Below are 11,968 nucleotides of genomic sequence, written 5' to 3' on the forward strand. Positions count from 1 at the left end.
AGCATCCATGAACACCGACCTCATCGCCGACATCACCGCTCACCAGAAAGCGCACGTCCTCGCCGAGGCACTGCCGTGGCTGCAGAAGTTCCGCGACAAGATCGTCGTCGTCAAGTACGGCGGCAACGCCATGGTCGACGACGGGCTCAAGACCGCGTTCGCCGCCGACATGGCGTTTCTGCGTACCGTCGGCATCCACCCCGTGGTCGTACACGGCGGTGGGCCGCAGATCACCGCGATGCTGAAGCGCCTCGGCATGGAAGGCGAATTCCGCGGCGGCTTCCGGGTGACCACCCCCGAGGTGATGGACGTCGTCCGAATGGTGCTGTTCGGGCAGGTCGGCCGCGAACTCGTCGGTCTCGTCAACAGCCATGGCCCGTACGCCGTGGGCATCTCCGGTGAGGACGCCCGACTGTTCACCGCCACCCGGCGCACCGTCGTCGTCGACGGCGCCGCCACCGACATCGGACTCGTCGGCGACGTCACCACCGTCGAGCCCGCCGCGGTCCTCGATCTCATCGCCGCCGGGCGCATCCCCGTGGTCTCCACCATCGCGCCCGACGTCGACGGCGTGGTGCACAACATCAACGCCGACACCGCCGCTGCCGCTCTCGCCGAAGCGCTCGGCGCCGAGAAACTCGTCGTCCTCACCGACGTCGAGGGTCTCTACACCAACTGGCCGGACCGCGGCTCGCTCACCTCGCGCATCGACACGGACAGCCTCGCCCGGCTCCTGCCGAGCCTCGACTCCGGGATGGTCCCGAAGATGGAAGCGTGCCTGCGCGCCGTGCAGGGCGGTGTCCCCTCCGCCCACGTCATCGACGGTCGGCAACCGCACTCGGTGCTGCTCGAACTGTTCACCGAGGAAGGCATCGGCACCATGGTGGTTCCGGGCCCGGATCAGAAAGGCCTCTCATGACCGGCACGTCCGACCTCCAGCAGCGCTGGGCCGGATCCCTGATGCACAATTACGGCGTCCCCAAGGTCGCGCTCGTCGCGGGTGACGGTGCCGTGCTCACCGACGCCGACGGCAAGCAGTATCTCGACCTGCTCGGTGGCATCGCCGTCAACAGCCTGGGGCACCGCCACCCCGCGATCATCGAGGCCGTCACCGCGCAGCTGAACCAGCTCGGCCACGTCTCGAACCTCTATGCCTCACCGCCGGTGCTCGAGCTCGCCGAGCGTCTGCTCGGGCACTTCGGCCACGAGGGCCGCGCGTTCTTCTGCAACTCCGGTACCGAAGCGAACGAGGCCGCCTTCAAGATGGCGCGCCTGACCGGACGACCGAAGATCATCGCCGCGGAAAAGGCGTTCCACGGCCGCACGATGGGCGCACTCGCGCTGACCGGGCAGCCCGACAAGCGTGCACCGTTCGAGCCCATGCCCGCCGGCGTCGAATTCGTCCCCTACGGCGACAGCTCGGCACTCGACGCCGCCGTCGACGAGGACACCGCCGCGGTGTTCCTCGAACCGATCATGGGCGAGTCCGGAGTAGTCGTCCCCCCGGCGGGCTACCTCGCCGACGCCCGGCGCATCACCAGCGAACGCGGTGCCCTGCTCGTCCTCGACGAGGTGCAGACCGGCATCGCCCGCACCGGCACGTTCTTCGCGCACCAGGCCGCCGGGATCGTCCCCGACGTGATGACCCTCGCCAAGGGTCTCGGCGGGGGTCTGCCGATCGGCGCGGTCCTCGCGACGGGCCCGGCCGCCGAGCTGTTCCAGCCCGGTAAACACGGCACCACCTTCGGTGGCAACCCGGTATGCGCTGCCGCCGCCCTCGCGGTGCTGCGCACCATCGACGAGCAGGGCCTGCTCGACCACGTCGACGTCGTCGGCAAGACACTTGTCGCCGGTATCGAGGAACTCGGTCACCCACTGGTCTCCCACGTCCGCGGCTCCGGGCTGCTCCTCGGCATCGTCCTCACCGACACGAAGGCACCCGCCGTGGAAACCGCCGCACGCGAAGCCGGGTTCCTCGTCAACGCCGCCGCACCCGACGTCATCCGGCTCGCACCACCGCTGATCCTCACCGAGGAACAGGCCGGCGGCTTCGTCACCGCCCTGCCCGGCATCCTCGACACCGCCAACCAGGAAGGACAGTAGAGGCATGGTTCGCCATCTCCTGCGGGACGACGACCTCACCCCGGCAGAACAGACCGAGGTCCTCGAGCTCGCCGCGGAGCTGAAGAAGGCCCCGCTGTCCCGGCGCCCACTCGAGGGACCGTTCAGCGTCGCCGTGCTGTTCGACAAGACCTCCACCCGCACCCGCTTCTCGTTCGACGCGGGCATCGCCCAGCTCGGTGGTCACGCGATCGTCGTGGACACCGGCGTCACCCAGCTCGGTAAGGGCGAGACGCTCGAGGACACCGCCCGCATGTTCTCCCGGTTCACCGAGGCGGTGGTGTGGCGCACCTACGGGCAGGACCGCATCGAGACGCTCGCGGCACACTCGACGGTGCCCGTCGTCAACGCCCTCACCGACACATTCCATCCGTGCCAGGTGCTCGCCGACCTGCAGACCATCCGCGAATACAAGGGCCGCACCGCGGGCCTGAAGATGACCTACTTCGGGGACGGCGCCAACAACATGGCGCACTCGCTGATGCTCGGCGGCGTCACGGCGGGCCTGCACGTCACGATCGCCTCGCCGGCCGGGTTCGTCCCCGACCCCGAAATCGTGGCGGACACGCGGAAGCGAGCGCAGGAGACCGGCGGCAGCGTCACCGTGACCGACGATGCCCTCGCCGCCGCCGCGGACGCCGACGTACTGGTCACCGACACCTGGGTGTCGATGGGGCAGGAAGACGACGGGCTCGACCGGGAAGCGGCTTTTCGGCCGTTCCAGGTGAACGACGAACTCCTCGCGCTGTCGAAGCCGGACTCGATCGTGCTGCACTGCCTGCCCGCCTACCGAGGCCGGGAAATCACTGCCGACGTCATCGACGGGCCGCGCTCGGTGGTGTGGGACGAGGCGGAGAACCGTCTCCACGCACAGAAAGCGCTGCTCGTGTGGCTGCTCGAGCAGCGCAGGGGCTGACCATGAGCACCGCGGCGGACCGCTCCGCAGCCGCCGCCGCGCCCACCCGCGCGGCGCGGCAGGCTCGGATCACCGCGCTCGTGGCGACGCATCCGGTGCGCAGCCACACCGAACTCGCCGCGCTGCTCGCCGCCGAGGGCATCGAGGTGTCCACCGCGACGCTGTCCCGCGACCTGGAAGAACTCGGCGCGGTCAAACTGCGCGGCGCCGACGGGGGAGCGGGCATGTACGTGGTGCCGGAGGACGGCAGCCCCGTGCGTGGCATCACCGGCGGCACGGACCGGCTGGCCCGGCTCCTCGGCGAATTGCTGGTCTCGACCGACTCGAGCGGCAACATCGCGGTGCTGCGCACCCCTCCGGGGGCAGCGCACTATCTGGCCAGTGCACTCGATCGGGCATCATTACCTGAGGTGGTCGGCACGATCGCCGGGGACGACACCATCGCGGTCATCGCCCGGGAGCCGATGACCGGGGCCGACCTGGCCGCCAGAATCGAATCACTGGCCTGACCTACCACTCATATACGCAAGTCGAAATACGAAGGAGCACAACAACAATGGCCGATCGCGTCGTACTCGCCTACTCGGGCGGGCTGGACACCTCCGTCGCCATCAGCTGGATCGGCAAGGAGACCGGCAAGGAGGTCGTCGCCGTCGCCATCGACCTGGGTCAGGGCGGCGAGGACATGGAGGTTGTGCGCCAGCGCGCCCTCGACTGCGGTGCCGTCGAATCCGTCGTCATCGACGCCAAGGACGAGTTCGCCAACGAATACTGCCTGCCGACCATCCAGGCAAACGCGCTCTACATGGACCGCTACCCGCTCGTCTCGGCAATCAGCCGCCCGCTGATCGTCAAGCACATCGTGCAGGCGGCCCGTGAACACGGCGGCACCATCGTCTCCCACGGTTGCACCGGCAAGGGCAACGACCAGGTTCGCTTCGAGGTCGGCTTCGGCGCCCTCGCCCCCGACCTGAAGGTCATCGCCCCCGTCCGCGACTACGCCTGGACCCGTGAGAAGGCCATCGCCTTCGCCGGCGAGAACGACCTGCCGATCAACGTCTCCAAGAAGTCGCCCTTCTCGATCGACCAGAACGTGTGGGGCCGCGCCGTCGAAACCGGCTTCCTCGAGGACCTGTGGAACGCCCCCACCAAGGACGTCTACGACTACACCGAAGACCCCACTCTCAACTGGCAGGCTCCCGACGAGGTCATCGTCAGCTTCGAAGCCGGCCGCCCGGTCGCCATCGACGGCAAGCACGTCACCGTCCTCGAAGCCATCCAGCAGCTCAACAAGCGTGCCGGCGCCCAGGGTGTGGGCCGCCTCGACATGGTCGAGGACCGTCTCGTCGGCATCAAGAGCCGCGAGATCTACGAGGCGCCCGGCGCGATCGCACTGATCAACGCCCACCAGGAACTCGAACACGTCACCCTCGAGCGCGAACTCGGCCGCTACAAGCGTCGCGTCGAAGAGCGCTGGAGCGAGCTGGTCTACGACGGCCTGTGGTTCTCGCCGCTGAAGTACGCGCTCGACGCCTTCGTCCAGAAGACCCAGGAACGCGTCACCGGCGACATCCGGATGGTCATGCACGGCGGACACATCAACGTCAACGGCCGTCGCAGCCCCGAGTCGCTCTACGACTTCAACCTCGCCACCTACGACGAGGGCGACAGCTTCGACCAGTCCAACGCCAAGGGATTCGTGCAGATCCACGGCCTGTCCTCGAAGGTCGCCGCCAAGCGCGATCTGGGCCTGTAACGATGACCGTTCCCGATGCCGCAGGCGGTCAGGGCCACGGCACCAACGAAGGTGCCCTGTGGGGCGGCCGGTTCGAATCCGGACCGGCCGCCGCCATGGCGGCCCTGAGCAAGTCCACCCACTTCGACTGGGTGCTCGCCCCCTACGACGTGCGTGCGTCCCGCGCGCACGCCAAGGTCCTGCACCGCGCCGGCCTTCTCGGCGACGCCGACCTCGTCACCATGCTCGACGGTCTCGACCGGCTCGCCACCGACGTCGCCTCCGGGGAATTCGTCCCCGCAGAATCCGACGAGGACGTCCACGGCGCCCTCGAACGCGGCCTCATCGACCGGGTCGGGACCGAAGTCGGAGGCCGGCTGCGCGCGGGACGGTCCCGCAACGATCAGGTGGCCACCCTGTTCCGTATGTGGTTGCGCGAGGCCGCGAGGCGCATCGCCGACGGCGTCCTCGATGTCGTCGACGCCATCGCCGGCCAGGCGGCCGCACACCCGGACGCCGTGATGCCGGGTAAGACGCACCTGCAGGCGGCGCAGCCCGTGCTGCTCGCGCATCACCTGCTCGCGCACGCACACCCCCTGCTGCGCGACGTCGACCGGCTGCGCGACTTCGACAAGCGCGCCGCCGTGTCCCCGTACGGGTCCGGCGCCCTCGCCGGATCATCGCTCGGACTCGACCCCGAAGCGATCGCGGCCGACCTCGGTTTCGACTCCGCGGCGGACAACTCGATCGACGCCACCAGCTCACGCGACTTCGCCGCCGAAGCCGCGTTCGTGTTCGCGCAGATCGCCGTCGACCTGTCCCGGATGGCGGAGGAGGTGATTCTGTGGAGCACGCCCGAGTTCGGGTACGTCACCCTCGCCGACGCGTGGTCCACCGGGTCGTCGATCATGCCGCAGAAGAAGAACCCGGACGTCTCCGAACTCACCCGAGGCAAGGCGGGCCGCCTCATCGGAAACCTCACGGGACTGCTCGCCACACTCAAGGCGCAGCCGCTCGCGTACAACCGGGACCTGCAGGAAGACAAGGAACCGGTGTTCGACTCGGTCGCGCAGCTCGACCTGCTGCTGCCCGCGATCACCGGCCTGGTGTCGACCCTGACGTTCCACACCGACCGGATGGCCGAACTGGCGCCCGCCGGTTTCACACTCGCCACCGACATCGCCGAGTGGATGGTGCGTCAGGGCGTGCCCTTCCGGGTCGCCCACGAGGCGGCCGGCGCCTGTGTCCGGATCGCGGAAGCGCGCGGTGTCGGACTCGAGGAGCTCACCGACGACGAACTGGCCGGGGTCGATACCGCGCTCACGCCGCAGGTGCGCGACGTGCTCACCGTCGAAGGGTCGATTGCCTCACGTAACGCCCGAGGCGGAACGGCCGGTGACCGGGTCGCCGAGCAACTCACCAGGGTGCGGGCGTCGGCGCAACAACTGCGTGACCGGGTACGTCGCTGACGGTTCGCACAACGCGCTCACGGAACCGGGCGGTGCGAACGAGACGATGTGGCAGGCTGGCTTCTGCACATGCTTATGCAATCGGATCAGGCACGACGTGGGGGAGGGAAGCGGTACGTGGGACTGGACAGTGAATCGGTCGTCGGTCCGTTGCGTCGCATCGTCGCAACCGCGCAGAACGGTCTCGAGGTCATCCGGTTCGGCGGCCTGGATGCGGGGCCGTCGGCCGCCCCGTACCAGGTCGTCGAGCGCACCGCGATGTACCGGCTCCGGCGCTATTTCCCCGACTCGGAAACCGCGACGTCCGGAATTCCGGTAGTGCTGGTGCCGCCGATGATGGTCTCCGCCGACGTGTACGACGTGACCCGAGACAAGGGCGCAGCGGGCGTGCTGCACGCGGCGGGGCTGGATCCGTGGGTGGCCGACTTCGGTTCCCCCGACAAGGAGGAAGGCGGCTGGAACCGCACCCTCACCGACCACATCCTCGCCCTGGACGAGATCGTGGATCACGTCCGTGACTACACCGGCCACGACATCCACCTCGCGGGCTATTCGCAGGGCGGCATGTTCTGCTACCAGGTCGCCGCGTACCGCCGCAGCCGCGGGATCGCCAGTCTCATCACCTTCGGGAGCCCCGTCGACACGCTCGCGGCGTTGCCGTTCGGAATCCCCGAGGTGGTGGCCACCAGATCGGCCGACTTCCTGGCCGACCATGTGTTCAACCGGCTCGCGATCTCCGGATGGATGGCACGCACCGGTTTCCAGCTACTCGATCCTGTCAAGACGCTCCGGTCGCGCCTCGACTTCCTGCTCCAACTCCACGACCGTGAGGCGCTCCTGCCGCGCGAACCGCAGCGGCGTTTTCTCGACACCGAGGGCTGGGTCGGCTGGTCCGGACCGGCGGTGGCCGAACTGCTCCGGCAGTTCATCGCACACAATCGGATGGTGTCCGGTGGTTTCGTCATCAACGACCGCGCCGTGACCCTCGCCGAAATCACATGCCCTGTCCTCGCATTCGTCGGTGAGGTCGACGACATCGGGCAGCCCCTCGCGGTGCGAGGCATCCGGAGGGCGGCCCCTCGCGCCGAGGTCTTCGAATATTCCCTTCGCGCAGGGCATTTCGGCCTCGTTGTCGGTACCGTCGCCGGACAGCAGACGTGGCCCGCCGTCAGCGAATGGGTGCATTGGCAGGAAGGGGTGGGCGCACGCCCCGGCGGTATCGTGCCGATGGCGGCACCGGACCCCCACTCCGAAGGGGAAACCGGCGTGTCGCTCGGCAACCGATTCGCCCATACCGTCACGACGATCGCCGACGTCGGCGCCGACGTCGGCAAAGGCTTCGCCGAGATTGCCGCAGGCACGGTTCGCGGAGCCCGGGAACTCACCGGGGAAGCAGCCCGGACCCTTCCCCGACTCGCGCGGCTCGGCCAGATCCAGCCGCGCACCCGCATCTCCGTCGGCAGTCTTCTCGCCGAACAGGGCCGACGAGCGCCGCAGCGCGAGTGCTTCATCTTCGACGACCGCGTGTACACCTACGAGGCCGTCAATCGCCGGATCGACAACGTCGTACGCGGCCTCGTACACAGCGGTGTGCGGCCGGCCATGCACGTCGGTGTGCTGATGGAAACCCGCCCGCCCAGCGCCATGGCCGCGGCCACCGCGGTCTCCCGGATCGGGGGCGTCTCGGTACTTCTGGCACCCGGAGCCGACGTGGCCGAATCCATCCGCCTCGGAAACGTGGAGAAGATCGTCACCGACCCCGAGAACCTCGCTCGCGCGACGGCCACCGGACTGCCCGTGCTCGTGCTCGGTGGCGGCGATGTCCGCGAACTCGGAATCCAGCCGGGGACAGACGTCGTCGACCTCGAAAGGCTCGATATCACCGACGTCCAGCTCCCCGGCTGGTACGTCCCCGACCCGGGTCTTGCCCGCGAGCTCGCCTTCGTGCTGTTCACCGGGAGCGGCGACACCCTCCAGATGAAGCGGATCACGAACTACCGCTGGGCGTTGTCGGCCTTCGGAACCGCGTCCGCGGCCTCGCTCGGCCGCGGCGACACCGTGTATTGCCTGGCACCGCTGCACCACTCGTCGGGATTGCTCGTCAGTTTCGGCGGAGCCCTCGCGGGCGGTGCCCGCATCGCGCTCTCTCGCGGTCTCGATCCGGCCCGCTTCAGCGACGAAATCCACCGCTACGGGGTCACCGTCGTCACCTACACGTGGTCGATGATGCGCGAGATTCTCGACAGTCCGTCTCTCCACATCGACGATATCCACCCCGTCCGGCTGTTCATCGGGTCCGGTATGACCGCCCGCCTGTGGCGCCGGACGCTGGAACAGTTCGCGCCCGCACGAATCCTCGAGTTCTATGCGTCCACAGAAGGCGACATCGTCCTGGCGAATGTCTCCGGCGCGAAGATCGGATCCAAAGGGCGTCCGCTGCCCGGGAGCGCCGAAGTCCGTCTGGCGGCCTACGATCCCGTCGCCGGACGGCTGATCGAGGACGACCGCGGTTTCGTGCGCGAATGCGGCGACAACGAGATGGGTGTGTTGCTGGGACGCCCGGGAGCCGCCACCGAGACGTTCACCGGTGTCATGCGGGGAGTGTTCGAACCCGGTGACGTGTGGATCCCCACCGAGAATCTGTTCCGACGCGACGCGGACGGCGACTACTGGCTGCTCGACAACAAGCGCACGGTCATCGTCACACCCCACGGACCGGTCTATGCGCAACCGGTCATCGACGTGCTGGGCATGATCCCGCGCATCGACCTTGCAGTGGCCTACGGAATCACCGTGGGCGAGACCGAACTCGCCGTCGCCGCGTGCACACTCCGCGAGAACAAGGCGCCCACCGCCGCCGAGATCACCGCCGCGCTCGACGAACTCCCGGTCGACGAACGACCCGATCTGGTGCACATCGTGCCGTCGATACCGCTCGGGCCGTCCTACCGCCCGGCCGTGGATGCGCTGCGTGCCCGGGGCCTGCCCAACCCGACGGTTCGGTCCTGGTACGCGGACCACGCCACCGGTACCTACAGGCGCTTCACCAAGGCGGTCGCCGCCCGGCTCGCAGCGGGCACGCTCGGACCCGAACCGGCCGCGCGGTAGCCTGATCCGGTTCCGGTTTGCATCACGTCGAGAGGACACCCGTGGCCGTCGATCCCACGCTTCTGAGCATTCTGGCCTGTCCGCAGGACAAGGGGCCGCTGCTTCTCGTCGACGATGCCGTGCTCTACAACCCTCGCCTGCGGCGTGCATACCCCATCGAGAACGGAATCCCGGTGCTCCTCGTCGACGAGGCGCGCGACGTCACCGATGCCGAACACGACGACTTCGTCGCGCGCGGTGTCGCGGGATGGGCCGAGGACTGACCGAAAGCGGCATGCTGTGACGTCCCGACGGCTGGAGGCTCTCGATCCGGAGGCCGCCGCCCGAGCGCTGCTCGGTGCGCGAATCCAGGTCGGCGAGGTCGTGCTGCGGCTCACGGAAGTAGAGGCCTACGGTGGCCCCGAGGACGGTCCGTGGCCGGACCCGGCAGCGCACTCCTACCGGGGGCGATCCTCCCGCAATGCGGTGATGTACGGGCCGGCAGGCCGTCTGTACGTGTATCGCAGTTACGGGCTGCACCACTGCGCCAACATCTCGATCGGGCCGGACGGTACTGCGGGCGCGGTCCTGTTGCGAGGTGGCGAGCTGATTGCGGGCGAACAACAGGCCAGGTCGCGACGGACGCCCGGCACTCCCACGGCCAATCTTGCTCGTGGACCCGGAAACCTCGCGGCTGCACTGGGTTTGACGCTCGACGACAACGGAATAGACGTGTTCGCAAAAGACACGAAGCTTCGGGTGACGCTCCCTCATCCGCGTGAGGAATCCGAGGTCGTGGTCGGGCCACGTGTCGGAATCAGCGTGGCCGCCGACCGGCCGTGGCGCCTGTGGATTCCGGGTGGAACCGGGGTATCGGCGTATCGACGGAGCCCGCGCGCGCCGGTGGCACCCACCAGAATGGGATGATCGACCGGTGACTGAGCAAATTCTCGACGAACTGACCTGGCGCGGGCTCATCGCCCAATCGACCGACCTCGACGCACTCCGCCGCGATCTCGACGCGGGCCCGGTCACGCTCTATGCCGGCTTCGATCCGACCGGACCGAGCCTGCATGCCGGTCACCTCGTGCCGTTGCTCGCACTCAAGCGTTTCCAGCGTGCCGGCCACCGGCCCATCGTTCTTGCCGGCGGCGCGACCGGCATGATCGGCGATCCGCGGGATGTGGGGGAGCGCACGATGAACTCGGCGGACACGGTCGCCGAGTGGGCCGAACGCATCCGCGGACAACTGGAGCGATTCGTTGATTTCGACGACTCGGCGACGGGAGCCGTGGTCGAGAACAATCTCAACTGGACGGGCAACCTGACAGCGATCGATTTTCTCAGGGATGTGGGCAAGCACTTCTCGGTGAACGTCATGCTCGCCCGCGACACCGTCAAACGACGGCTCGAGGGCGACGGTATCTCGTATACCGAATTCAGTTACATGCTTCTTCAGGCGAACGACTACGTCGAACTGCGCCGCAAGTACGGATGTGCGCTACAGGTCGGCGGTTCCGACCAGTGGGGAAACATCATCGCGGGCGTCGAGCTGAATCGGCGCACAGACGGAGCCGCTGTCCACGCACTGACCGTTCCTCTCGTCACCTCGGCGGACGGTAAGAAGTTCGGTAAGTCCACCGGTGGGGGCAGCCTGTGGCTCGACCCGGAGATGACGAGCCCGTACGCCTGGTACCAGTACTTCGTCAACGCCGCCGACGCCGACGTGGTCAAGTACCTGCGTTGGTTCACATTTCTCGACCGGGACGAACTCGCGGAACTCGAGACCGCGACGACGGAACGCCCCCACGCCCGCGAAGCGCAGAAGCGGCTCGCGGCGGAGATGACCACGTTGGTCCACGGTGAGAACAACACCCGTGCGGTCGAGCTCGCCAGCCGTGCCCTGTTCGGCCGCGGGGAGCTCGCCGACCTCGACGAGGCGACGCTCGGTGCTGCGCTGGCCGAAGCCTCGATCACCGAGCTGCGAAGCGGAGAGCCCGACACGATCGTCGACCTGCTCGTCGCAACCGGCCTGTGTGAGAGCAAGGGCGCGGCAAAACGCACCGTGAAAGAAGGAGGCGCGTCCGTGAACAACGGTCGGATCTCCACCGAGGACTGGACACCGCAGGACTCCGATCTGCTGCACGGCCAATGGCTCGTCGTCCGCCGCGGTAAGCGGAACTTTGCCGGCGTCCGAGTGCGACGCGGGTAGTCGTGTCAGCCGCTACAGGCCGTTGACCTGGGGATTTGACGGCCTGTTAGCGGTGGCGTAACTTAGGTGTCGTTCGAGCGACAGGGACGCCAACCCGGACCGCGAGGTGCGGGAATCAATGGTGCTCCGACATCCTTGAACAGCTGGAGCAGACATCGAGTCGGTGGATTTCGTACCGACAACATGGATGTGATAGCTTAGAACGGTTGCCCCGGAGGCGGTCGAACTTAGTTCGGCAGACCCGGTGTGTGCGTGTTCTTTGAGAACTCAACAGTGTGCCGATGAATGTCAGTGCCAAATTTTTTTGGTGCGACCGTCGATTTTTTCGATGGTTGTGTGCTGGTCATCGCCTTCTTCCGTCGGTGGTGGCCAGTGTTTTTTTGCTAGTTTGAGTTTTTTTGCTAGTGATTCGGCTCTTTTGTCTATGA

10 protein-coding genes are annotated in these 11,968 nt (G+C 67.6%); all 10 read left to right on the top strand.

The window, feature by feature from the left end; genetic code table 11:
• The first annotated feature begins 7 nt into the window (after positions 1-7).
• The 10 genes from argB to tyrS all read left to right on the top strand — a co-directional run bounded on the left by argB (position 8) and on the right by tyrS (position 11,540).
• Positions 8-919, top strand: coding sequence for an acetylglutamate kinase (gene argB, locus Q8814_RS08845; protein ID WP_330151633.1), 912 nt, complete (start codon positions 8-10; stop codon positions 917-919).
• Positions 916-2,103, top strand: coding sequence for an acetylornithine transaminase (locus Q8814_RS08850; protein ID WP_330151634.1), 1,188 nt, complete (start codon positions 916-918; stop codon positions 2,101-2,103). Before argB ends, Q8814_RS08850 begins: the two co-directional genes overlap by 4 nt.
• Positions 2,104-2,107: 4 nt before the next feature.
• Positions 2,108-3,037 (top strand): ornithine carbamoyltransferase, encoded by a 930-nt coding sequence (argF, locus tag Q8814_RS08855; protein ID WP_330151635.1) that lies wholly within the window; start codon positions 2,108-2,110, stop codon positions 3,035-3,037.
• Positions 3,038-3,039: 2 nt separating this feature from the next.
• Positions 3,040-3,546 (top strand): arginine repressor, encoded by a 507-nt coding sequence (locus Q8814_RS08860; RefSeq protein WP_330151636.1) that lies wholly within the window; start codon positions 3,040-3,042, stop codon positions 3,544-3,546.
• A gap of 47 nt (positions 3,547-3,593) precedes the next feature.
• A complete protein-coding gene (locus tag Q8814_RS08865) occupies positions 3,594-4,793 on the top strand; it encodes an argininosuccinate synthase (protein ID WP_330151637.1) in 1,200 nt (399 codons plus the stop codon).
• Between the two features lie 2 nt (positions 4,794-4,795).
• Positions 4,796-6,241: an argininosuccinate lyase gene (gene argH, locus Q8814_RS08870; RefSeq protein ID WP_330151638.1), complete on the top strand. Its 1,446-nt coding sequence runs from the start codon at positions 4,796-4,798 to the stop codon at positions 6,239-6,241.
• A 75-nt stretch (positions 6,242-6,316) separates the two neighbouring features.
• Positions 6,317-9,349 carry an acyl-CoA synthetase gene (locus tag Q8814_RS08875; RefSeq protein ID WP_330151645.1) on the top strand — a complete coding sequence of 1,011 codons (3,033 nt, stop codon included), beginning with the start codon at positions 6,317-6,319 and terminating at the stop codon, positions 9,347-9,349.
• 41 nt (positions 9,350-9,390) lie between these two features.
• A complete protein-coding gene (locus tag Q8814_RS08880) occupies positions 9,391-9,612 on the top strand; it encodes a Trm112 family protein (protein WP_330151639.1) in 222 nt (73 codons plus the stop codon).
• Positions 9,613-9,628: 16 nt separating this feature from the next.
• Positions 9,629-10,255 carry a DNA-3-methyladenine glycosylase gene (locus Q8814_RS08885; protein ID WP_330151640.1) on the top strand — a complete coding sequence of 209 codons (627 nt, stop codon included), beginning with the start codon at positions 9,629-9,631 and terminating at the stop codon, positions 10,253-10,255.
• 7 nt (positions 10,256-10,262) lie between these two features.
• Positions 10,263-11,540, top strand: a complete 1,278-nt coding sequence (tyrS, locus tag Q8814_RS08890; protein WP_330151641.1) for a tyrosine--tRNA ligase — start codon at positions 10,263-10,265, stop codon at positions 11,538-11,540.
• Positions 11,541-11,968: the final 428 nt, after the last annotated feature.

The sequence above is a fragment of the Rhodococcus chondri genome, assembly GCF_036327435.1.
Classification (GTDB): domain Bacteria; phylum Actinomycetota; class Actinomycetes; order Mycobacteriales; family Mycobacteriaceae; genus Rhodococcus; species Rhodococcus chondri.

What these genes read in the sequence shown, in the direction of transcription:
- argH (WP_330151638.1), top strand. Translation starts at nt 4,796, where the DNA reads ATGACCGTTCCCGATGCCGCAGGCGGTCAGGGCCACGGCACCAACGAA.
- Q8814_RS08860 (WP_330151636.1), top strand. Translation starts at nt 3,040, where the DNA reads ATGAGCACCGCGGCGGACCGCTCCGCAGCCGCCGCCGCGCCCACCCGC.
- Q8814_RS08865 (WP_330151637.1), top strand. Translation starts at nt 3,594, where the DNA reads ATGGCCGATCGCGTCGTACTCGCCTACTCGGGCGGGCTGGACACCTCC.
- argF (WP_330151635.1), top strand. Translation starts at nt 2,108, where the DNA reads ATGGTTCGCCATCTCCTGCGGGACGACGACCTCACCCCGGCAGAACAG.
- Q8814_RS08850 (WP_330151634.1), top strand. Translation starts at nt 916, where the DNA reads ATGACCGGCACGTCCGACCTCCAGCAGCGCTGGGCCGGATCCCTGATG.
- argB (WP_330151633.1), top strand. Translation starts at nt 8, where the DNA reads ATGAACACCGACCTCATCGCCGACATCACCGCTCACCAGAAAGCGCAC.
- Q8814_RS08875 (WP_330151645.1), top strand. Translation starts at nt 6,317, where the DNA reads ATGCAATCGGATCAGGCACGACGTGGGGGAGGGAAGCGGTACGTGGGA.